General features: G+C 58.4%; 14 protein-coding genes. 7 read left to right on the top strand and 7 right to left on the bottom strand.

Annotation, left to right across the window (positions count from 1 at the left end):
- Window positions 1-38: 38 nt before the first annotated feature.
- The gene (locus EI185_RS13420; protein ID WP_124705666.1) at window positions 39-2,081 is read right to left on the bottom strand and encodes a thioredoxin domain-containing protein; all 2,043 of its coding nucleotides are present in this window, start codon (window positions 2,079-2,081) and stop codon (window positions 39-41) included.
- A 46-nt stretch (window positions 2,082-2,127) separates the two neighbouring features.
- A complete protein-coding gene (locus EI185_RS13415; protein WP_223247844.1) occupies window positions 2,128-2,916 on the bottom strand; it encodes a class I SAM-dependent methyltransferase in 789 nt (262 codons plus the stop codon).
- 290 nt (window positions 2,917-3,206) lie between these two features.
- On the opposite strand from EI185_RS13415, the gene EI185_RS13410 reads away from it, so the two are divergent.
- Both EI185_RS13410 and cueR read left to right on the top strand, forming a co-directional pair.
- Window positions 3,207-5,627 carry a heavy metal translocating P-type ATPase gene (locus EI185_RS13410; RefSeq protein ID WP_124705664.1) on the top strand — a complete coding sequence of 807 codons (2,421 nt, stop codon included), beginning with the start codon at window positions 3,207-3,209 and terminating at the stop codon, window positions 5,625-5,627.
- Window positions 5,628-5,778: 151 nt separating this feature from the next.
- Window positions 5,779-6,183, top strand: coding sequence for a Cu(I)-responsive transcriptional regulator (cueR, locus tag EI185_RS13405; RefSeq protein WP_124705663.1), 405 nt, complete (start codon window positions 5,779-5,781; stop codon window positions 6,181-6,183).
- A 20-nt stretch (window positions 6,184-6,203) separates the two neighbouring features.
- Here the strand turns inward: cueR and cphA are convergent, their stop codons facing one another.
- On the bottom strand, window positions 6,204-8,777 hold the full coding sequence (cphA, locus tag EI185_RS13400) for a cyanophycin synthetase (protein WP_124705662.1): 2,574 nt from the start codon (window positions 8,775-8,777) through the stop codon (window positions 6,204-6,206).
- A 44-nt stretch (window positions 8,778-8,821) separates the two neighbouring features.
- Window positions 8,822-11,023: a cyanophycin synthetase gene (locus EI185_RS13395; RefSeq protein ID WP_124705661.1), complete on the bottom strand. Its 2,202-nt coding sequence runs from the start codon at window positions 11,021-11,023 to the stop codon at window positions 8,822-8,824.
- Window positions 11,024-11,327: 304 nt separating this feature from the next.
- On the opposite strand from EI185_RS13395, the gene EI185_RS13390 reads away from it, so the two are divergent.
- Together EI185_RS13390 and EI185_RS13385 are read left to right on the top strand one after the other, a co-directional pair.
- Entirely contained in the window at window positions 11,328-13,634 is a 2,307-nt protein-coding gene (locus tag EI185_RS13390) for a cyanophycin metabolism-associated ABC transporter (protein WP_124705660.1), read from the top strand.
- 180 nt (window positions 13,635-13,814) lie between these two features.
- Window positions 13,815-14,279 carry a cyanophycin metabolism-associated DUF1854 family protein gene (locus tag EI185_RS13385; RefSeq protein ID WP_124705659.1) on the top strand — a complete coding sequence of 155 codons (465 nt, stop codon included), beginning with the start codon at window positions 13,815-13,817 and terminating at the stop codon, window positions 14,277-14,279.
- Window positions 14,280-14,449: 170 nt separating this feature from the next.
- Here EI185_RS13385 and EI185_RS13380 read toward each other — a convergent pair whose 3' ends face one another.
- From EI185_RS13380 to htpG, 3 genes are all read right to left on the bottom strand, one after another.
- Window positions 14,450-16,567, bottom strand: coding sequence for a putative bifunctional diguanylate cyclase/phosphodiesterase (locus tag EI185_RS13380; protein ID WP_124705658.1), 2,118 nt, complete (start codon window positions 16,565-16,567; stop codon window positions 14,450-14,452).
- Window positions 16,560-16,982, bottom strand: a complete 423-nt coding sequence (locus EI185_RS13375; protein WP_124705657.1) for a hypothetical protein — start codon at window positions 16,980-16,982, stop codon at window positions 16,560-16,562. Before EI185_RS13375 ends, EI185_RS13380 begins: the two co-directional genes overlap by 8 nt.
- A gap of 302 nt (window positions 16,983-17,284) precedes the next feature.
- A complete protein-coding gene (gene htpG, locus EI185_RS13370) occupies window positions 17,285-19,186 on the bottom strand; it encodes a molecular chaperone HtpG (protein ID WP_124705656.1) in 1,902 nt (633 codons plus the stop codon).
- 199 nt (window positions 19,187-19,385) lie between these two features.
- On the opposite strand from htpG, the gene EI185_RS13365 reads away from it, so the two are divergent.
- The 3 genes from EI185_RS13365 to parC are packed head-to-tail and all read left to right on the top strand — an operon-like array spanning window position 19,386 to window position 23,909.
- Complete coding sequence (locus tag EI185_RS13365) at window positions 19,386-21,350, top strand: DNA topoisomerase IV subunit B (RefSeq protein ID WP_124705655.1); 1,965 nt, start codon at window positions 19,386-19,388, stop codon at window positions 21,348-21,350.
- Window positions 21,322-21,531 (top strand): hypothetical protein, encoded by a 210-nt coding sequence (locus tag EI185_RS13360; protein ID WP_124705654.1) that lies wholly within the window; start codon window positions 21,322-21,324, stop codon window positions 21,529-21,531. The genes EI185_RS13365 and EI185_RS13360 overlap by 29 nt, the downstream gene beginning before the upstream one ends.
- On the top strand, window positions 21,528-23,909 hold the full coding sequence (gene parC / locus EI185_RS13355) for a DNA topoisomerase IV subunit A (protein ID WP_124705653.1): 2,382 nt from the start codon (window positions 21,528-21,530) through the stop codon (window positions 23,907-23,909). The genes EI185_RS13360 and parC overlap by 4 nt, the downstream gene beginning before the upstream one ends.
- The last annotated feature ends 110 nt before the right edge of the window (window positions 23,910-24,019 follow it).

The raw sequence follows: 24,019 nt of genomic DNA, 5'->3' as shown, positions 1-24,019 counted from the left end.
GGTGATGCCCATTCATGACTTCAACATATTTTGCAGATTTATTTGTTGTGGAAACACGCCGCCAGCAATTTCTGGCAATCGTCGACCGGCGGCAAGCATTGCGTGCCCTGGCAGATCCAGGCGTTGACACTTTGCGACAGAGGCTTCGCCAGCGCCTCGGGCAGTCCGGCCAGCTCGCCTTCCAGCGCCAGGATCAGCTTGTCGGGTGCATAGTGCTGGAATAGCTGGCGGCGCCAATCGTCGCCTTGCCCCGGCGCGCTGCGCAGGATAATAATTTGCGGCGGGGTGAGATGTTCCTGCAAGGTCATTAACAGACTGGTGTAGCCCGCTGGCTGGTGCATCAGCGCAGGATAATAAAGCGCCAGCGTGCGCTCGGCGGCATCGAGGTAACGCACTTCCCCCAGCAGATAGCCGAGGCGCTGCAGGGAGAAGGCGGCGATGCCGTTGCCCGACGGCATGGCATTGTCATGGCCGGGTTTGGGGCGATGGATGAGCTGTTCGTGGTCGTGGCTGGTGAAGAAGAATCCGCCCGCCTGGCTATCCTCGAATTGTTCCAGCAGTATGTCGGCGAGTGCGCGCGCAAATTCCAGATCAGCCAGGCGGAACTGCGCCTGCAACAATTCCAGCAAGGCGTCTAGCATGAATGCGTAGTCGTCCAGATAGGCATTCAGATGTGCCTTGCCGTCCTTGCACGTCGCCAGCAGACGACCGTACTGCCACATGTCGGTATGGATGAAGTCGACTGCCTGTTGCGCCGAGGTAATCCACGTCGGTTCGTCCAGCATTCTCCCGGCGCGCGCCATGCCTTTGATCATCAGGGCGTTCCAGCTCACCAGGATTTTTTCGTCGCGCCCTGGGCGCACCCGGCTGGCGCGCGCGGCGAACAGTTTTTGTTGCGCACTGGCGAGCAGTGGCTCAACTTGTTCCAGCGGAAACTGGTGCGCTTCGGCGATGGCGGCCAGCGGCCGGGCAACAATCAGGTTCCAGTGCCTGTTCTCGAAATTCGGCGGCTGATCCAGCCCATAGTAGGGCATGGCAATGGCGTATTCCTCCTCGCTCAACAGGCTGCGAACCTGCTCCGGCGTCCACACATAAAACTTGCCCTCTTCGTGTTCGGAATCTGCGTCCAGACTGGAATAGTAGCCGCCCTGCGGCGCCTGCATCTCGCGCATGACCCAGCCTGCGATGCCGTGCACCACGCGCTGGAACGAAGCCTCGCCGGTCAGCACACAGGCATCGGTGTACAGCGCCAGCAGCGGGCCATTGTCGTAGAGCATTTTTTCGAAGTGGGGGATGGCCCAGCGCTCGTCCACGCTGTAGCGGCAAAAACCGCCGCCCAACTGGTCGTAGATGCCGCCGTCCGCCATTTTGCGCAGGGTATGCAGCGCCATGTAGCGTGCGTTGTGGTCGCCGTCGCGCGCTGCATGCCTGAGCAGAAATTCCATATCCGTGGGCCGCGGAAATTTGGGCGCGCTGCCAAAACCGCCATGGATCGGGTCGAAGGAATGCTGCAATGCGCTGCATGCATCGTTCAGCGGCGTTGCGCTGAAGCTGATCTGGTCTTGTGGGCGTGCGGGCAGGGTGGTGTCGAACGCTTGCAGCAGCGAGGCATTCTGGGCGGTGATATCCTGCTGGCGAGTGCGGTAAATTTCGGTCACACGCTCCATCAAGGATATAAAGCCGGGCAGGTTGTGACGCGCCTGTTTGGGGAAATAGGTGCCGCCGAAAAACGGGGTCTGGTCCGGTGTCAAAAACAGCGTCAGCGGCCAGCCGCCGTTGCGCTGGGTCAGCATGTAATGAGCGGTCTGGTAAATGTGGTCGAGGTCGGGACGTTCTTCGCGGTCCACCTTGATATTGATGAAATGCTCATTCATGACCGCTGCGACTTCGGCATCTTCGAACGATTCATGCGCCATCACATGGCACCAGTGGCAGGCGGAATAACCGACCGACAGCAGAATCGGTTTATTCTGCTCGCGCGCAAGACGCAGCGCTTCTTCACCCCACGGATACCAGTCGACGGGGTTCTCGGCGTGCTGTTGTAAATAAGGGCTGGTTTCCTGTGCAAGTCGGTTGGTCATGGTCAGCTCGATAAGATATATGGAACAGTTGGGCGAACCAGATCGGTTATTTTCTTCCCACAGCGATTGTGACACTGGTATCCAGCCAGGTTTCCCCATTGCGTAACAGTGTACGGACCCTGTCCAGATGCTGTTCTTTGAATGCCACAAGCTCTTTTTCACTCAACTGCTTGAGCAGCCCGCGGAAACCGGCGTTCCAAACAATATCCCACCATTGCTGTTCAGATTGCAGCGCATAACCCAGCGGTTCATGGTGCAAGGTAATGTCTGTGATGCCCGCTTCACGATAAACATTTTCGATAACCGAGGCATTGGCTAAACGTTTCCAGGATAGAGGCGGAACATGTTTTCCAAAATCTTCATACAAAGACAAGAAGGCCGGAGAGAATGGCGAAAAAGCTGTTTCCATGAAGCAGCTGATGGCAATTTGGCCGCCGGGTTTTACGGTGCGCGCAAGGCGGCGCATGGCGTCTTCCATATCATCAATAAAAAACAGTCCGAAACTACAGGTAACGATATCGAATTGGTCATTGGCAAAATCCATCTCGTCCAGATCCATCTGGCGGAAGGCGACATTGTGTAAATTCCGGGCCTGTGCTTTGGCTTGTGCCTGGCGCAACATGCCGCTGGACAGGTCAATACCGATGATGGAACCGGCTGGCAAACGCTGTGCCGCTTCCAGTGCCACCATGCCGGTGCCGGTAGCCACATCCAGACAGCGTGCAGCCGGGTCAGGGGCAAGATAATCCAGCATTCGCTGCGCAGTTTCCTGGAAAAAACTTAACGAGGGATGATCGTAATCCTCGGCCACCGTATCGAATGTATCTCTAATCATCTGCTTACGTTGTTGCATATCCATAGGATTCCCTGCTTCGCGGCATGTGGTAAAAGTGGATGGAGTTCATGACTGGCTTTGGAGGTGTGATGAATGACTGAGCGGAACAGCGCTAATGATCCATCTGGCTGCACCTGATCGCTTATAAACACCATCAAACATGGACGTTTCCATTATAGCCGTCGATGACATGGTCAAGAATGCCGGAAGCCAGCCGCGAGAAAAATACTGGACTCTCCCATTATGGTAAGGTTTAACATAAACCCATTAGCCACTATCAGGAGTTGGTCATGGCAGCTACAAGCCCAGCGCAACAGACTACACAGGAACAGCGCCTGCAAATTACCGGCATGACCTGTGCCTCGTGCGTGGCGCGGGTGGAAAAAGGCTTGCGCAAAGTACCCGGAGTCAGCGATGTCAGCGTGAATCTTGCCACCGAGCAGGCCAGCATCAGCGCCAGTCCGGATGTCTCCACGGCCGATCTGGTGGCGGCGGTGCAACAGGCCGGCTATGAAGTCGCAGTACAGGAAATCAACATCGGCATCCAGGGCATGACCTGTGCCTCCTGTGTGGGGCGCGTGGAAAAAGCGCTGGGCAAGGTGCCTGGCGTACGCTCGGTGTCGGTTAATCTGGCGACCGAGCAGGCGCGTGTCATGGCCAATGCCGGTATCTCGCAAGAGGCCTTGCAGCAGGCCGTACGCAGCGCAGGTTATGAAGTGGCGGCAGTGACCGGGGATGCCGGCAGTCAGACAAAGCCATCGCGCCTGCCGGAATGGTGGCCGGTGGCGCTGTCGGCTGCATTGAGCTTGCCGCTGATTGCGCAGATGTTCGGCTTGCTATTCGGGCAACACTGGGCTTTGCCCGGTTGGGTGCAATGGGCGCTGGCGACGCCGGTGCAATTCTGGCTCGGCGGGCGTTTCTATCGTGCGGGATGGAAGGCAGTCAAGGCGGGTGCCGGCAACATGGATTTGCTGGTGGCGCTGGGGACCTCGGCAGCGTATGGACTGTCGGTTTACCTGCTGTTTGTGCCGGCTGGTCATGCCATGCAACACCTGTATTTCGAGGCATCCGCCGTGGTGATCACGCTGGTGTTGCTGGGTAAATGGCTGGAAACTCGCGCCAAGCGCGAGACTGCCGCCGCCATTCGCGCATTGCAGGCGCTGCGCCCGGATACCGCACGGGTACGCCGCGATGGCGTGGATGTCGAAGTTGCGGTCGCTAGCGTGCAGGTCGGCGACCTGGTCGTGGTGCGTCCGGGCGAGCGCATCGCCGTGGATGGTGCGATACGCGAAGGCCACAGCGAGGTGGATGAATCGCTGATCACCGGCGAGAGCCTGCCGCTCAGCAAAGGCCCCGATGCTCATGTCACCGGCGGCTCGGTGAATGGAGATGGTCTGCTGCTGGTGGAAACCCTGGCGGTGGGTGCTGAAACCACGCTGGCGCGCATCATCCGCATGGTGGAAAACGCGCAGGCAGCCAAGGCGCCGATCCAGCGATTGGTGGACAAGGTGAGCGAGGTGTTTGTGCCGGTGGTGCTGGTCATCGCGCTGGCCACCTTGCTGGGCTGGGGCTTTACCACGGGTGACTGGCAACAGGCATTGCTGAACGCGGTTGCGGTACTGGTCATCGCATGTCCGTGCGCGCTGGGTCTGGCAACGCCGACGGCCATCATGGTCGGCACGGGTGTTGCTGCGCGTTACGGCATCCTGATCAAGGACGCCGAAGCGCTGGAAGTCGCGCATGCAGTGCGCTGCGTGGCGTTTGACAAGACTGGCACGCTCACCGTAGGCCACCCCGATCTGGTTGCACTGGAGCCAGCAACGGGGAACGCCGATGACATGCTGCGTCTTGCAGCGGGGGTACAGCAGGGCAGCGAACATCCGCTGGCGCGCGCAGTAATGCGAGCTGCCGCCGCCAAGCACTTGGCCTTGCCGGGCGCCAGTACAGTCAAGGCGCTGCCCGGCCTGGGGATAGAAGCGCAAATCGACAGCGTCACCTTGTCTCTGGGCAGCAGCCGTCTGATGCAGAATCTGGGAATCGACACCGCCGCGCTCGCCGCCAGCGCTGCCCGCCACGAACAAGCCGGGCGCAGCGTGTCCTGGCTAGCGCAAAACAAGGACGGGCAGGCCACATTGCTTGCCCTGCTGGCCTTTGGCGACACCATCAAGCCTCTGGCACAAGCCGCCATTGCCCAACTGCAGGCACAAGGCGTGCGCACCGTGATGCTGACCGGCGATAACCCGGGCAGCGCCGCAGCCGTTGCGCAGGCGCTCGGCATAGATGAATTCAAAGCCGAAATCCTGCCTGCCGACAAAGCGCAGGCGATAAGCGATTTGAAAGCCGACGGCACGGTCGTGGCGATGGTGGGCGACGGGATCAACGATGCACCGGCGCTGGCTGCTGCGGATGTGGGTATCGCCATGGCCACCGGCACCGATGTGGCCATGCATACCGCCGGCGTCACATTGATGCGTGGTGACCCCCGGCTTGTAGCGGATACGCTCGATATTTCGCGCAGGACATATCGCAAAATCCGCCAGAATTTATTCTGGGCGTTTATCTATAACCTGGTCGGTATCCCGCTGGCGGCATTCGGGCTGCTCAATCCGGTGATCGCAGGGGCGGCCATGGCGTTCAGCAGTTTCAGCGTGGTGTCCAACGCGCTGCTGCTGCGGCGCTGGCGGCCTGCCGGACAGCGCAATCAGGATTGAGCCTTGAAAAAGCAGCCGGTCCACGAAAAACACAAAAAACACGAAATACTCAAAAAGATAACAAGCGGTAGTTCATCACTCAAAGATTGAATGACTTAATTTCGTGTCTTTCGTGGATAAATCACCGTTTTTTAGGTTGAATGGAGACTGCATGGACATCCCATCTCGCAACATCGGCAGTGCCGCGCAGGCTTCCGGTGTTTCCGCCAAGATGATTCGCCATTACGAAGCCATTGGTTTGATCGCCAAACCTGCACGCACTTTTTCCGGTTATCGCACTTATTCGGAGCGCGATATCCATACCCTGCGTTTCATCAAACAGGCGCGCAATCTCGGCTTTTCGATGAAGCAGATTTCCGTGCTGCTGAGTCTGTGGCAAAACCGCACGCGCCCTAGCCGCGAGGTGAAAAACGTCGCGCTGCAGCACATTCAGGAACTGGATGAAAAAATCCGCGAAATGCAGGCCATGAAGGCCACGCTGGAACGTCTCGCCAGGCACTGCCACGGTGATGAACGTCCGGACTGCCCGATACTGGATGGGCTGGCGGCGCCGTAGCTCCGCGGACGACAGGAAGATCAGCGTGCTTCGGCGAGGCGTTGGGCAATATGCGCCAGCGCCTCATCGACCTGATCGATCAGGATCAGGCACAGGTCGCCAGGTGAGAGCCGCGCGAGCGCGTTATCAATCGCAGAGAATTCGCCATTGATCGCGTCGATGGCAACGGCTCGTTTCGCTCCGGTAAGCCCTTCGCGCAGCAGGGCCAGTACTTCTCCATCGGCACGACCGCGCTGACACTGGTCCTGATACAGGATCACTTCATCAAAAGCGTCACCCAGAATTTGAGTCTGCTGCCGGATATCCTCATCGCGCCGGTCGCCGGCGCCGCTAATCACCACCAGGCGGCGTTTTGCCGGCATGGTTTCTATCGCATTCACCAGCGCGAGTATGGCGTCGGGGTTGTGACCGTAATCGGCGATCAGGGTCGCGCCGCGATAGTTGAACACATTGAATCGCCCCGGCGCAGTGGCCGCGTCGTTGATGAAGCTGCCCAACCCGGCGCAGATGGTTTCCCAGGGGATACCTAGCGCCCAGGCGGCAGCGATGGCAGCCATTGCATTTTCAATCTGAAAACCGATGCTGCCGTTGCGGGTAAGGGGAATTTCGGCAAGCGGAATACGGCATTCCGAGCGGCCCTGGATTGCGACGATCGCGTCCGCGTTAACAAAGACCGCCCGGTGACCCTGTGCACGGTGCGTCGCAATGATGGGATGCAACATGTCGCGCGCGAAAAATATCACCGAACCGGGACAGTAGGCGGCCATCTGCACGACCATCGGATCGGCCGCGTTGAGCACGGCAGTGCCGTTCGGTGCGACGTTCTGAACAACGACGCGCTTGACCACAGCCAGGTCTGCCACCGTGGTGATGTAGTTGAGGCCGAGATGATCGCCCATGCCGATATTCGTCACCACCGCGACATCGCAGTGGTCGAATGCCAGCCCTTCGCGCAGTATGCCGCCGCGCGCGGTTTCGAACACCGCGGCATCGACGTCGGGATGAAGCAGCACGTTACGGGCACTCTTCGGACCGCTGCAATCGCCGCTGTCGATGCGCCGCCGCTCGATGTAGACGCCATCGGAATTGGTCATTCCCACGCGCTTGCCGCTGAGGGTAAGCATGTGGGCAATCAGGCGCACCGTGGTGGTCTTGCCGTTGGTTCCGGCCACTGCCACCAGTGGAATACGGCCGTTGTCGCCGTCGGCGAACATTGCCGAGATAATGGCTTCGCCGACCGGGCGTCCTTTGCCGAAGGAAGGGTTGAGGTGCATGCGCAGACCGGGCGCAGCGTTGACTTCGACAATGCCGCCGCCTTGTTCTTCAAGGGGCTTGTGCACGCTTTCACACACCACATCCACACCGCAGATATCGAGCCCGATCATTTGCGCAGCTTCCACAGCACGGGCCGCGACTTCCGGGTGCACGTCATCGGTGACATCGGTAGCGGTACCCCCGGTGCTCAGGTTGGCATTATTGCGCAGCGTGACGTGCTCTCCTTTGCTGGGTACCGAATCAGGATTCATGCCCTGGACTGCCAGGCGTGCCACGGCGATGTCGTCAAGATGAATCTTGCTCAGCGAGGTTGCATGCCCCTCGCTGCGGCGCGGATCGCTGTTGATCTGATCCACGAGCATGCGCACGCTGTGGATGCCATCGCCGATTACATGCGGCGGTTCGCGCCGGGCTGCAGCAATGACATGTTTTCCAACCACGAACAGGCGATGATCATGGCCGTGAATAAAGCCTTCCACCATCACTTCGCTGCTGATTTCAGCCGCTGCCGCATAAGCAATGTCGAGATGATCGCGCGTGACGATGTTTACGGTAACCCCCTTGCCCTGGTTGCCGTCGCGCGGCTTGACCACTACCGGCAGGCCGATTGCGCAGGCGGCTGCCCAGGCGTCGTCTTTATCCGATACGGAGCGGCCGACAGACACCGGAACGCCGGCAGCCTGCAGCAGTTTTTTGGTGAGTTCCTTATCCTGCGCGATGGATTCGGCAATGGCGCTGCTGTGGTCGGTTTCGGCAGCCTGGATGCGGCGCTGACGGCTGCCCCAGCCGAACTGCACCAGGCTGCCGTCGGTCAGGCGCCGATAGGGAATGCCGCGCGTGACCGCGGCCTGAACAATGGCAGCGGTGCTGGGTCCGAGGCGAACATCTTCGTCCAGTTCATGCAGCCGGGCTAGGGCGGCATCCAGATCGAATGGCTGGTTTTCTGCGGCAGCGCGACACAGCGCCTCGCCGAGTTCAAAGGCAAGCCTGCCAACGGTTTCTTCCGTGTATTCAACGACAACCTGGTAGAGCCCGGATTCTACTGTTTGCGCAATATGCATAAAGGTGACCGGGCAACCTGCCTGTGCCTGCAAGCCGAGGACGGCGAAAGCGAGGGCATGCGCAATAGAAATTTCCCCTTCGTCGCCAATGGAACGCAGTGCGCCGATTTCCGGGAAACGTGCGCGCAGCCGCGCTTCCAGGCCCGACATCCGGGTGACGTGACACTCTTCGACCGAGCATCGCACCAGCGCTTCGAGGCTGGTGTGTCTGCTCCACAAATTGGGGCCGCGCAGTGCGCGGATGCGTGTGACTTCCATGGACCGGTGTTCCTTTGGTTTTTGTGGACGTTTATCAACGTCGCTTAATGATCTCGCGTGGCGTGTCCGAAAAGTGGGTGGGCTGACTGGCCTGATTCATAGGTTTCGACTCCTGCGTGAATCAATTCCGGTGCGATGTCGAGTGCCCAGGCGACGCCAATGGCCGCCAGCAGGCTGGCGGTATGATGGCCCGGCTGTCCCGATCCGGTCAGCGGCAAAGCAGATAGCTGGACAAAAACAACTTCTTTCGCGCCGCTCGCCAGGATGATTTCTCCATCGCGTACAAACAGTGTCCGGCCGCCTTTTGCCCGGTGTTCGGTGATGACCGGAGATTGGGGATCGAGTCCGAAGAAAATAATCGCGCCATCACACAATGACGCCATCTTCACCACCAATGCATCGTCGGCGTTGAGCACGGCGACGCCGTCGGACAGCACCACATCCATTTGCGTACGCAGCACGTTGTAGAGCTGATCCGGTTCGCTGATGTAGAACTCGCCGAGCGTGTCGGCACCGCTGACGTCGGTCACCACGCCTACCTGGCAACGGTCATAGGCCAGCCCCTCGCTCAGGATGGCGACAGCCGGATGCTCGAATACCGCAGCCTCCACCGCACGGTTCATGAGCAAGCGTTGGCCGGCTTGCCAGGTGGTGCAATTGCCACGCTCGACCTGGCGCTGATTCATGTACAGACCATCACTGCAGGCAAGTCCGACATATCGCCCGGAGAGATGCAGCAGTGACGCCACCAGCCGCGCAACCAGCGTCCCATTGCTGCCGCTGATTCCGACAATCGGGATACGGCCGTTTTCCGACTGCGGGATCAGATGGTCGACGATGGCACGGCCGACCGGACGCGGTTCGCCTTGTGCGGGCTTGAGGTGCATCAGCAGGCCGGGGCCGGCATTCACTTCAACGATCGCGCCGCGCTGCGGCTCCAGCGGACGCGTAATATCCCCCGCCACCAGATCAACGCCGGCCACATCCAGGCCGATGATACGGGCTGCGAGGGTAGCCATCGCGCATACCTCCGGATGAACCGTGTCGGTGACATCGATGGCCACATTTCCGTTGCGTTGCACCATTACTTCCTGACCCGGTGCCGGGATCGAGTCCGGATTGAATCCCTGTCGCGTCAGTTCCAGGCGAATCGCAGGTTGCTCGTCGATCAGTATCACATCGAGGGGATAGTCTTCAGTCGCGCCGCGGCGCGGGTCGGTATTCAACTGACTGTCGATGAGTTCGATGATGGTCGAGCGACCATCGCCTGTTACGCATGCAACTTCACCTCGTGCCGCTGCGACGACACGTCCTCCCACCACCAGCAAACGGTGTTCGTGGCCAGGTACGTAGCGCTCGACAATCACCTTGCGGCTTTCCGCGCGGGCGACTGCATAGGCGGCTTCGACATGCGCCTGCGTCATCAGATCGAGCGACACGCCGCGCCCGTGATTGGCATCGACCGGCTTGACCACCACCGGCAGACCGATGTCTTCGGCCGCTTCCCAGGCGTCTTGCGGACTGTCGACGATGCGCCCTTCGGGCACCGGTACGCCGCAGGCATGCAACAGGCTTTTGGTCAGATCCTTGTCGCTCGCGATCGATTCGGCAATGGCAGCGGTCTGGTCGGTTTCGGCGGTCCAGATACGACGCTGGCGTGCACCGTAACCGAGCTGCACAAGATTACCGTCGGTCAGGCGGATAAAGGGAATGTGGCACTCCGTAGCCGCATCGACGATGCAGGCGGTACTGGGGCCGAGGCAGAGACTGTCGGCCATATTGCGCAATCGTTCTGTGGTGGCCGCCATATCGAAAGGGCGGTCTTCGATGGCTGCCATCAGCAAGTCGCGTGCGTCATGCAGGCAAGCGCGCCCGACCTGTTCGTTGCGGGTACGCACGGCGACTTTGTATATGCCGCGTACCGAGGTTTCGCGCGCCTTGCCGAAGCCGACTTTCATTCCCGCCAGGGTCTGCAACTCCAGCGTGACATGCTCCAGTATATGGGCCGGCCAGGTGCCCTCGCGCAGGCGTTGCAGAAAACCGCCACGTTCGCCCACCCCGCAGCGGTGCTCAACCAGGCCGGGCAGCCAGGCCGTGAGCCGTTCGTAAAATCCTGGAATGGTGTTGGACGGGCAGTCCTCGAGGTCGCCGATGTCGACCCATGCCTCCAGCACTGGACGATACGTCCATATATTCGGGCCGGACAGATGGGTGATGCGAAGGAACCGAATGTCTTTGTTTTTCATGTCCGGGTGGCATGGCAGGACTCAGGCATACATTTGCGCGAGACCTGCCAGTTTATTTTCTGGGCTAGGATATAATTTACTGTTTCAGCACCAGCAAGGTGTAAGGTCATTGCTGCGCCTGGAATTTTAATAGTTTAAACGTTTATTGCATTTTGCTCGACGAAACATGCGGTCAACCGAGCAGGTACGTAAAGTGCAACGCTGACAGGTAACCAGCGACAGACCAAAAAAAGCACGGTTTACGTTAGGTTCGCCCTGCGTTCTAACTTCACAACCGCGATTAACGTGCCAATCTACTTTTACGATGACAAGCCGATCCATTAATGTGACTTCAGCTCATGCCACGCTGCCCGATCCCTGGCTTGGCGAGATAGCCCCTACGCTGACTGATACGGAAAACATCCTGGCATGGGTGGAGCTTGATCTCGATACCCGGCTACAGTTTTCGCAAGGCCTGGTGGTCGTCACCAACCAGCGGATTCTGGCCAGGACCATGGCTGAGAAGACATGGGATAGCTGGATTTTTCATGCCGGGCTGACACTCGTTCATCATGACCATGCCGGGGTTGGTACGCTTGAACTGCGCGATGCGCAGGCGCGCCTGGCGGGCTGGCGCTATACGCTGGGACGCAATGTGGCAGCACTGCGCGTGATTGCCGCGTTTGAACGACAGCTTGACAGCCAGGTGTCCGGCCAGCCGGTAGAGGGTGATGCGGTGGCGGTTTGTCCGAACTGCAAGACAGCGCTTGAGCCGGGTCAGGATGAGTGCGCCCTCTGCGCCAGAGAGGCGCATGTGCCACCTTCGACCTGGACGCTGTTCCGGCTATGGCGCTTTGCCAAACCTTACCGGAATCAGTTGCTGGCCGGTTTTCTGCTGACCCTCGCCTCCACTGCCGCCACGCTGGTGCCGCCTTATCTCACCATGCCGTTGATGGACAACGTGCTGATTCCCTACCAGAACGGCGCTCATATCGATGTGCATCTGGTCGCACTCTACCTGGCCGGGCTGTTCGGCTCCGCGCTGCTTGCCTGGGGCCTGGGCTGGGCACGTACCTATATCCTGGCGCGGGTCAGCGAGCGCATCGGGGCCGATCTGCGCACCACCACCTACGAACACCTGATGCAACTCTCGCTGGAATACTTCGGCGGCAAGCGCACCGGCGACCTGATGGCGCGCATCGGTTCGGAGACCGACCGCATCTGCGTATTCCTGTCGCTGCATCTGCTGGATTTCGCCACCGACATCCTGATGATCATCATGACCACGGCGATCCTGGTGTCGATCAACCCGTGGCTGGCGCTGGTGACATTGCTGCCGCTGCCGTTCATCGCCTGGATGATCCATGTGGTGCGCGACAGATTGCGCACCGGTTTCGAAAAAATCGACCGGGTCTGGTCGGAAGTCACCAACATTCTCGCCGATACCATCCCGGGTATCCGTGTGGTCAAGGCCTTCGCCCAGGAACGGCGCGAGGCGGCACGGTTCCGCGAGGCCAACAGGCATAACCTGATCGTCAATGACCGCATCAACAGGATCTGGTCGCTGTTCTCGCCTACGGTTACGCTGCTCACCGAAGTGGGATTGCTGGTGGTGTGGGCGTTCGGCATCTGGCAGGTTTCCACCAACCAGATCACGGTGGGTGTGCTGACTGCCTTTCTGGCCTACATCAGCCGCTTCTATACCCGGCTTGACGGCATGAGCCGCATCGTCTCGGTAACGCAGAAAGCCGCAGCTGGGGCCAAGCGTATTTTCGACATCCTCGATCATGTGTCCAGCGTTCCCGAGCCGACCAAACCCGTGCATCTGGAGCAGGTGGCCGGCAGCATCGAACTGCAGGACGTGGGTTTCCGCTACGGCAACCGCTCGGTGATTCGCGGCGTCAATCTCGCCATCGCGCCCGGCGAGATGATCGGACTGGTAGGGCATAGCGGGTCGGGCAAAAGCACGCTGGTCAATCTGATTTGCCGTTTCTATGATGTGACCGAAGGCTCGATACGTCTGGAAGGCGTGGATATCCGTTCGCTGCCGGTAGCCGAATTCCGGCGCAATATCGGCCTGGTACTGCAGGAGCCGTTCCTGTTCTTCGGCACCATTGCCGAGAATATCGCCTACGGCAAACAGGATGCCTCGCGCGACCAGATCATTGCCGCAGCGCGCGCCGCCCATGCCCACGAATTCATACTGCGGCTGCCGCAAGGCTACGATTCGCTGGTCGGCGAACGTGGTCACGGGCTATCCGGCGGCGAGCGCCAGCGCATCTCGATTGCCCGGGCGCTGCTCATCGACCCGCGCATACTCATCCTCGACGAAGCCACTTCCTCGGTGGATACCGAAACCGAAAAGGAAATCCAGAAGGCGCTGGACAATCTGGTGCTCGGCCGTACCACCATCGCCATTGCCCACCGTCTCTCCACGTTGCGCCGTGCCGATCGGCTGGTGGTGATGGATCGCGGCCAGATTGTCGAGGTCGGCAAGCACGAAGACCTGATGGCGCGCGAAGGGGCCTACTACCGCCTGTATCAGGCCCAGGCGCGCAACGTGGACACGGATCTGGACGATGTGGATGTAGATAACGCAATCGTGTTGAGCGATGGATTGGCTAAGTCATGATCCTAACAAAGATAATTGGCCACGGAGAGCACCGCGTAACAACAACGTGTGGGCGGCGTTTCCAGGCGCGTCCTTCAGGAGCAAATAATTTTTCTCCAAACCCGCGTCCACTCTGTGGCCTCTGTGTTCTCTGTGGCTTCGATTGCTTTTTCCGTGATGACCCATACCACTGGGATATCCATGGTTAATTTCAAAATAAACCGCAACCCCTTCGACCAGCTGGTTCTCATCGCGTCCGACGGCAAGGTTCACGAAAACGTGGTGCCGGTGCGCGCCTTTCCCATCGCCGCGCCTCAGGAGGGCATCGCCTTGCTGAGCGCGGATGGTCACGAACTGGCGTGGGTCGAGCATCTGAGCGATTTGCCCGGGGATGCACGCGCGCTGGTGGAGGAGGAGTTGGCAAGCCGCGAGTTCGTGCCCGAGATTCGCCGCCTGCGTCACGTATCCAGCTTCGCTACCCCGACTACCTGGGAGGTGGAAACAGACCGCGGCGATACCAGTTTCGTGCTGAAAGGCGAAGACGATATTCGCCGACTCGGCGCATCCAGCCTGCTCATCGCCGACAGCCACGGCATCCAGTTCCTGATTCGTGACCTGAACGCCCTGGACAAAGCCAGCCGCAAACTGCTGGACCGGTTTCTCTGACAGGCTGCGCAAAAGACCTTTCCCTTTTTCATTGGAAGGGTCTGGAAATGAGAACTTGCTATTGATTCTGCATGAAAATACGTCGGTCTCACGTTAATCGGGACCTGATTCGAGATCGAACAGGATGTCAGTCGCGAACGTCCTGTCGTCACCCAAAAGCGATAGGAGCGCTATACCGGCAGGGATTCATCAGAAGGTGTTGCCCAGTATTCTAACGCCTGTTCAAACTCGTTCACAGGCATCGGTTTGCCGAAGAGATAGCCCTGGAAGTTCAGGCAGTGCTGCTGGATAAGAAAATCCTTTTGCGCCTTCGTTTCCACACCTTCCGCAATCACTTCCATGCCTAGCTTATTCGCCATGGCAATGATGGTTTGTACAATCACGACACCATCGTGATTCTCGGCTATGTCGTGAATAAAACTCTGATCAATTTTTAGCTGATCAAGAGGTAGCTTCTGCAGGCTGGATAAAGATGAGTGGCCGGTGCCGAAGTCATCCATCGCGAATTTAATGCCCTTCTGCTTGAGCACCTGCATTTTGCTGATTGCTTCGGGAATGTTGGCCAACACCATACTTTCGGTGAGTTCAAGCGTAATGCGTGCCGGATTGACCTCAGTCGCCTCCAGCACATCGATAATCTGCTCGACAAAGTTGGTCTGCTGAAATTGGCGTGCGCTGACGTTCACGGCAACGTGCAGAAGCTCTTTCCCCGGTTCATGCTCCCACACTTTTAGTTGGTGACAGACTGATTCCAGCACCCACAGACCGATAGCAACGATCAATCCGGTTTCTTCTGCAACAGGAATGAAAGCCTCGGGAAGGGTCATGCCGTGGGTAGGGCGTTGCCAGCGCAGCAATACCTCGGCACCCACAATCACGCCTGCGTTATCCACCTGCGCCTGATAAAAAAGCACGAACTGCTGTTGAGGCAATGCTTGCTTCATCGACTCTTCAAGAGATGAACGGTTCTCTACAGCAGCCTGCATATCAAGATCAAAGAACCGAATGGCATTGCGGCCGGATTTTTTAGCCGAATACATGGCGATATCCGCACGCTTCATCAGCTCCTCAATAGAAATCTGGTTGCCGGAGAATATGACAACGCCAATGCTGGGTGTGCTATGGCGACTGTGATTGGCGAGCTGGTAGGGCTGATTGAGGGTTGCCAGGATTTTTTCACCAAAAGTCTCTACCTGGAATGCAGCTTCCTGAGTTTTATCGCTCAAATTTTCCAGAATAATCACGAACTCGTCGCCGCCCATACGCGCAACAGTATCGCCCTGCCGCACGCATGCGGTGAGCCGTTGTGCGACTTGTTGCAGCAACAGGTCGCCGATGTCATGGCCAAGCGTGTCGTTCAGTGTTTTGAAATTATCCAGATCAATAATAATCAGCGCACTTTGCAGACCGTTACGCGCACTGGAGGCCAATGCATGCTGAAGCCGGTCGACAAGCAGCCGCCGGTTGGGCAGGCCAGTGAGCGGATCATAGAACGCAATCTCGCGAATCTTCAGGCGCTGTGAATTTAGCTCGGTGATATCGTGCCCGACCCCCATGACAGAGACGATCTCACCATGCAGATCACGTTCTGCCGTCAGCCGAATATGGCTGCAAAATTCCTTGCCGTTCTTGCCTGTCGAGTTCAACTCGAACTCGGCATCGTCTCCGGTTGCAAATACCTTCCGGATTTTTTTTTCATATGCCGTAAAGTTTTCACCTCCCGGATATTCCGAAGGTTTTCTTCCCAGCAGTGCAGCTTTGCCACCTGCAGATACTGCGCATATTGCCGGATTAGCATAAATGCGCCGGCAATCACTATCGTAACGTACGATGGTATTGGGGGAGTTTTCGACTAAAGTGCGCCACTCCGTCTCGCGGGCAGCGAGCAACACTTCCTGGCGTTTTCGGTCGTCGATATTGAACGTTACGCCGATAAACCGCTGCCCTTGACTATTTTTATCGCGATCCATGATTTTGCCATAGTTGGCATACCACACCCATGTGCCGCATTTGGCGCGTGCCCTGAACTCGCTACGATATTGCGCGGTAACACCGGTCAAATGATCGTAGATGGCAGCCTTGATAAGGGGGATGTCGTCGTGGTGGACAATTGCGAAAATGCTGTCCATGTTGGAGGCGATATCTTCTTCACTGTAACCGAGTTCGAAAAATATCTTGTTCGATTTGCAGATCACCTCGCCGGTAAGCAAATCGTTTTCCCAAAGATCAAGACCGGCAGCTTCCAGGGCAAGTTCGAGACGCTCCTTATTGATATCCTTTTCAGCCATGTCTGCGGGACTCAGGATAGGGAAGCGCACCGGCATAACCGATGCCGTGCAGCAGTCTGGCGAACGATGCGATCACCCCGGCAGCACTGTAGAGTTCAGGTGCGGTCCCGACTGTAACAACAATGACAGCATGACCGGTGCTCCTGCCTTTCTTCGAATTGAAATACGTCTCCAGATCATCGGTGGCATTGGAAAAACCAAGGCCGGTACTTTCTGAGCAGTAACAGTTTGAATCCGGTGCAACAATATCAGGTACGTTGCTTGGACTCGAATCCGGGCCGTGCCAACCACGCTTTGCCTGTTCTTCTGCCACGTCGACCGCATCACTGAAATTGCCGCCTCCGCCGTTTCCAGGAATGTCGGCACCCGCAACAATGCATCGAAAATCCGTGATTCCAAATTCATAAATGGTCATGATGTTTCCGGGCTATTTACGCAGATAAATCAAGGGGAAATATCTGCTGGTCGAGGAAGCCTGGCAAAGTATAAACCAAAAATAATAAGCCGAAGAGCGAGCGCTCAGAGGAAATGATAGATGCTGAAATATTGCAAGCTTGCCGATGCGCCGAGGGCGCAGGGCTATTTTGGTGACGTGATGGGATTGCTGCATGGCAGGCTCGCCCTCCATGCCTCGTTTTTTTTTGCTGCGTATCCCGTCCCGGATACCAATGAAAAAGGGCGCCTCTCGCGCCCTTTTTCATTTCTTGTGGTCAGCTGTTACATCGCCAGCCACAACCCGTTCAAACGCCGCACGAAAGCAGCCGGGTCTTCCAGTTGGCCGCCTTCGGCCAGTAGCGCCTGGTCGAACAGGATGGCGCTCCAGTCGCTGAATTTGTCGCTGTCGGCCTGGTCCTTGAGGCGCTGCACCAGGGCGTGCTTGGGGTTGATTTCCAGGATCGGTTTGCTGCCCGGCACGTTCTGGCCTGCCGCCTTGAGCAGGCGTTCCAGATTGGCGCCCATGTCGTGCTCGCCCGCCACCAGGCAGGCCGGGGATGAAGTCAGGCGATGCGTAATGCGCACTTCCTTGACCTGCTCGCCCAGTGCTTCCTTGATCTTGTCGGTGAGTTCCTTGAAGGCGTCGGCTTCCTGCGCCTGTTCCTTTTTCTCTTCCTCGTCCGCCAGTTTGCCCAGATCGAGGTCACCCTTGGCCACGGATTGCAGTTTTTTGCCGTCGAACTCGGTCAGGTGGGAAATCATCCACTCGTCCACGCGATCGGCAAGTAACAGCACCTCCACGCCCTTGGCGCGGAAAATTTCCAGGTGCGGGCTGTTTTTGGCTGCGGCGAAGCTGTCGGCGGTGACGAAGTAAATCGCGTCCTGGCCTTCCTTCATGCGGCCGATGTAGTCGGCCAGTGAGACGCCTTGTTCCTCGCTGTCGTTGTGCGTGGAGGAGAAGCGGATCAACTTGGCGATGCGATCCTTGTTGGCGAAATCCTCGCCCACGCCCTCCTTGATGACACGGCCGAATTCCTTCCAGAAAGCGGTGTATTTTTCCGTCTGGTTTTGCGCCAGGTCTTCCAGCATGCCGAGTACTTTCTTCACCGAGCCGCCGCGTATGGCTTCGATGTCCTTGCTCTCCTGCAATATTTCGCGCGATACGTTGAGCGGCAGGTCGTTGGAGTCGATCACGCCGCGCACGAAGCGCAGGTAGGTCGGCATCAGCTGCTTGGCGTCGTCCATGATGAACACGCGCCGCACGTAGAGCTTGATGCCATGGCGCTGCTCGCGGTCCCACAGATCGAACGGGGCGTGTGCGGGGATATACAGCAGCTGGGTGTATTCCTGTTTGCCTTCCACCTTGGCGTGGATATAGGCCAGCGGCGCTTCATAATCGTGCGCCACATGCTTGTAGAATTCTTCGTACTGTTCCGGCGTGATTTCGCTCTTGGGGCGGGCCCACAGCGCGGAGGCCTGATTAATGGCTTCTTCCTCGTCCCTGACCACGGTTTCTTTTTTCTCCGCGTCCCACTCTTCCTTTTTCATCACAATGGGCAGGGTGATATGGTCGGAATATTTGCGGATGATGGATTGCAGTTTGTAGCTGGACAGCAGTTCGTCCTCGTCTGCGCGCAGATGCAGGATCACGTCGGTGCCGCGACCGGATTTTTCCACGGTTTCCAGCGTGTAGTCGCCTTCGCCTGCGGATTCCCACTGCACCGCATGCTCGGCGCCCAGCCCGGCGCGGCGCGTGATCAGGGTCACCTTGTCGGCAACCAGGAAGGCCGAATAGAAGCCCACGCCGAACTGGCCGATCAGGTGCGAGTCTTTGGCCTGGTCGCCGGATAAGGCATCGAAAAACTGGCGTGTGCCGGATTTGGCAATGGTACCGATATGCTCGATCACTTCCTGGCGGTTCATGCCGATGCCGTTGTCGGAAATGGTGACGGTACGGGCATCCTTGTCGAAAGCGATACGGATCCTGAGTTCCGGGTCGTTTTCCCAAAGCGCGTCGTCCGACAGCGCTTCGAAGCGCAGCTTGTCGGCCGCGTCGGAAGCATTGGAAATCAGTTCGCGCAGGAAAATTTCCTTGTTGCTGTACAGCGAGTGGATCATCAGGTTCAGCAACTGCTTGACTTCAGCCTGGAAGCCAAGGGTTTCCTTGTGTGCCTCTACGGTCATGGTATGGATTCTCCGGTTAGTAGGGTAAAAAAGCTGGTAATCAAATTGGGGCGAGTGAAAATTTTTCAAGAGGAAGAGGCTTATCGGGCTGGTTTGCACGATAATCCTCCCGGGAATTACCATCTACCGATTTATGCTTGCGCGCATTCTTGTTAGTCTATAGCGCATTCCTGAATAAAATATATACGGCAACACACCCATGGCAAAACAGAATTACGACGAATCTTCCATCCGCGTACTGCGCAAACTGGAGCCGATCCAGTTACGCCCCGGCATGTATACCCGCACCAACGATCCCACCCACATCATTGTGGAGGCCATCGACAATGGCGTGGATGAGGCAATGGCAGGCTACGCGAAAAATATCGAAGTCACGCTGCACCGCGATGCCTCGGTTTCGGTGCGCGACGACGGGCGCGGTATTCCAACCGGCATCCACCCGGAAGAAAAAGTGCCGACGGTGCAGGTGGTGTTTACCGTCATCCATTCCGGCGGGAAATTCGCCAAAGGCGATGCGGACAGCAGCTATAAATTCACCGGCGGGCTGCATGGCGTGGGGGTTTCGGTCACCAACGCACTGTCCACGCGGCTGGAAGTCGAAGTCAAACGCGGAGGCAAGCTGCACCGCATGAGCTTTGCCGAAGGCGAGGTTGTCGAACCGCTGACCATCACCGGTAACTGTGCGGCCAAAGACACCGGCACGGCAATCCGCATCTGGCCGAACCCGAAATATTTCGATTCGCCCGGTGTTTCGCGCAGCGAGCTGGAACACCTGCTGCGCGCCAAGGCCATGCTGCTGCCCGGCGTGCGCGTCACGCTCAACATCGAAACCGCATCCGGAACGGATGTGAAGGAATGGCATTTCGAAGGCGGCATGGCGCAGTATCTCGACCAGATGATTGCCGAAGACGAGCCCATCGCACCGGCGTTTTGCGGCGAGCGCTATCTGAGCGGCAACGAATCCTTTTCCAATGGCGAAGGGGTGCAATGGGCGCTGGCGTGGGTGACAGGATCGGGCGGCGGAGAATCGTATGTCAACCTCATCCCGACGCTGGGCGGCGGCACGCACGAGGCCGGCTTGCGCGACACGGTGTTCAACAGCGTACGCATATTTGCCGAACAGCACGGACTGATGCAGCGCAACGTGAAGCTTGCCGCCGACGACGTGTGGGCCAAACTGCGCTTTGTGCTGGCGGTGCGCATGGTCGATCCGAGTTTTGCCGGACAGACCAAGGAAAAGCTGTCCTCGCGCGAGGCAGTCAAGCTGGTCGGTGCGGCCATCAAGGACACTTTCGATCTGTGGCTCAACAAGCATGTGGCGGAGGCCACCCGCATTGCCGAGCAGGCGATCAAGCTGGCGGTGGCGCGCACCAAGTCGTCGAAGGCGGTGGAGCGGCGCAAGAGTTCGGGGGTAGCAGTATTGCCGGGAAAACTGAGCGATGCGGAATCCACCGACAATCGCATTACCGAGCTGTTTCTGGTGGAGGGCGATTCCGCCGGAGGCTCGGCCAAGGCCGGCCGCGACAAGGAGATTCAGGCGGTGCTGCCATTGCGCGGCAAGGGCATGAACAGCTGGGAGGTGGAACGCTCGCAGATCCTTGCCAATCAGGAAATCCACAACATCGCCGTCTCGCTGGCCATCGACCCGCATAGCCTGGACAGCACGCTGGACCTGAACGAACTGCGCTACGGAAAAGTGATCATCCTGGCCGATGCCGATGATGACGGCGAGCATATCAAGGCGCTGTTGCTGACGCTGTTTTTCCGCCACTTCCCGCAGCTGATCACGCATGGGCATATCTACATCGCCCAGCCGCCGCTGTTCCGCGTCGACGTTCCCGCGCAGGGCAAAGGCAAGCCGCCGCGCAAACTGTATGCGCTGGACGAGACGGAACTGACGGTGCTGGAAGCGCGCCTGCGCCAGGAAGGCGTCAAGGAAGGCGCCTGGCAGGTATCGCGCTTCAAGGGTCTGGGCGAGATGGATGCGATCCAGCTGTGGGAAACCACACTGTGCCCGGATACCAGAAGACTGGTGCGGGTCGAGGTCGGCGACGATCTGCCCGGCACTTTGAGCATCTTCGATAACTTGATGGGCAAGGCCAACGCAGCGTATCGCAAGGAACAGATCTCCGTGCATGGCAATGAAGTCGAGGCAGATATTTAACGGGGAAGGCAAAAGGCAAAAGGCAAAAGGCAAAAGGCAAAAGGCAAAAGGCAAAAGGCAAAAGGCAAAAGGCAAAAGGCAAAAGGCAAAAGGCAAGGACTCCACTGGGCTTGAGGATTATCTTTTCAGTGTTCTTCGTGGCGTGTGCTTTATTCGAGCTGTAAATCAGGACTTAACATGAACAAACCAACAGATTTATTTTCCGGGATCAGTGATTTGCCGGCGGCCTCCGCGGGCGGCGGTAACGGCGATCAGCCGCCGCCCGCATCCGCGGCGCCGCCGGAAGACGGGGATGTGCGTTTTCTGCTCGGTGAATATACCCATCAGGTGTATCTGCGCTATGCCATCAGCGTGGTGAAGGGACGCGCGTTGCCGTCCGTATCGGATGGCGAAAAACCGGTGCAGCGCCGCATTTTGTTTGCCATGCACCAGCTGGGCCTGATGCCCGGCGCCAAGCCGGTGAAATCGGCGCGCGTGGTCGGCGATGTGATCGGTAAATACCACCCGCATGGCGATTCCGCCTCGTATGAAGCCATGGTGCGCATGGCGCAGGATTTCGTGCTGCGCTATCCGCTGGTCGACGGGCAGGGCAATTTCGGGTCGCGCGATGGCGACTCCGCGGCCGCCATGCGTTACACCGAAGTGCGGCTGACCAAATATGCCGAGCTGCTGCTGTCCGAAGTGGGCGCAGGTACGGTGGATTTCCGCCCCAATTACGATGGCTCCGAACAGGAACCGGTGGACCTGCCGGCGCGCTTGCCGTTCCTGTTGCTGAATGGCGCATCCGGTATCGCGGTGGGGATGGCGACCGAATGCCTGCCGCACAACATGCGCGAAGTGGGCGCAGCGGCGGTGGCCTTGTTGCGCGACCCGGCCCTCAGCGTGGATGGCGTGCTGGAACACATCAAGGGGCCGGATTTCCCCGGTGGCGGCCACATCATTTCCAGCCCGAAAGACATCCGTGACACTTATGTCAGCGGTCGCGGCAGCTTGCGCGTACGCGCGCGCTGGACCATCGAACAGCAGGCACGTGGCCAGTGGCGCATGGTGATCCACGAGTTGCCGCACGGCGTGTCGGTAAAAAAAGTGCTGGAGGAAATCGGCGAATACACCGATCCGCAGGTGAAGGCAGGCAAGAAAGACCTGAACCCAGAGCAAAAGGCGATGAAGCAATTGTTCCTCGATGCGCTGGAAACGGTGCGCGACGAATCCGGCAAGGACGCCAGCGTACGCATCGTGCTGGAGCCGCGTTCCTCGCGCATGCCGCTGGAGCAATTCACCGCGCTGTTGCTGACGCATACCAGCCTGGAGACGACCGTATCCGCCAATATGGTGGCGATCGGGCTGGATGGCAGGCCGAGCCAGAAGAATATTCTCGATCTATTGTCCGAATGGATCGCGTTCCGCTACACCACCGTCACGCGCCGGAGCGAGACGCGCCTGGCCCAGGTACAAAAGCGGCTGCATATCCTTGAAGGCCGGATGGCGGTGCTGCTCAACATCGATGAAGTCATCCGCGTAATTCGCGAATCGGATGAGCCGAAAAGCGATTTGATGATGCATTTCAAACTCAGCGAAATCCAGGCTGAGGACATTCTGGAAATCCGTTTGCGGCAATTGGCGCGTCTGGAGGCCATCCGCATCGAGAAAGAAATCGGCGAACTGCGGACGGAAGAAGACGGCCTGAACAAGGTACTGGGCAGCCGCAAGGTCATGCGCGACCTGATCGTGAGCGAGATCAAGGCCGACGTGAAGAAATTCGGCGATGAGCGGCGCACGCTGATCGAGGCAGCGGAGCGGATTAGTGCCAAAGCCGTTGCTGTCCCCGACGAAGCCTGTACGGTAATCCTGTCGAAGAATGGCTGGATCAGGCAACGCAGCGGCCATGACGCCGACGCCAGCACCCTGACTTTCAAGGACGGCGATGATCTGCTTGCGCTCTGCAAAACACGCACCGTGCATCCGGTGGTGCTGATCGACAGCGGTGGGCGCGCTTACACCGTGGCCTCGTCCGATATTCCCGGCGGTCGCAGCGATGGCGTGCCGGTGGCTTCCCTGCTGGGTTTGCCGGCCAAGGCGAAAATTGTCGCCATGTGTGCGGCTGCACCCGATACCCAATACCTGTTCAGCACCTCGGCAGGCTACGGCTTCATCGCGGTACTCAAGGATCTGGTGTCGCGACAACGCGCCGGCAAGGCATTCATGAACATCGGCGAGAAGGATGTCCTGTTGCCACCCGTTGAAGTTGGTGACGGCGCGCTCATCGTCGCCTTGGGTAGCAATGGCAAGCTGCTTGCCTTCCCGGTCGGCGAAATGAAAGTGCTATCGGGCGGCAAAGGCGTGATTGTGCTGGCCGTCGGGGAAGGTGAGACCATGCTTTCCGCTACCACGGTACGCGAAGGCGGCACAGTGAAAATCCTCGGTCAGGGCAGGGGCGGCAAACGCTCGGAACACTCGCTGGCCTGGAATGCATTGCAGGATTACGTTCTGCACCGCGCCCGCAAGGGTGTATTGGCGCCGGTGAAATTCAAAGTGGAATCGATTGTAACTGAATCATAGACCATCATTTGCAAGCACTATAGACTCGGCACGAATTATCCGTGAACTTTAAGGTTTGTAACGTGTCTCAGCGCGCATGGAAAAAGAAGACGCCCGCAAGCAGTCGCGAG

It is taken from the genome of Sulfuriferula multivorans (genome assembly GCF_003851125.1).
Taxonomy (GTDB): domain Bacteria; phylum Pseudomonadota; class Gammaproteobacteria; order Burkholderiales; family Sulfuriferulaceae; genus Sulfuriferula; species Sulfuriferula multivorans.
This window is presented reverse-complemented; position numbering and strand designations above follow the sequence as displayed.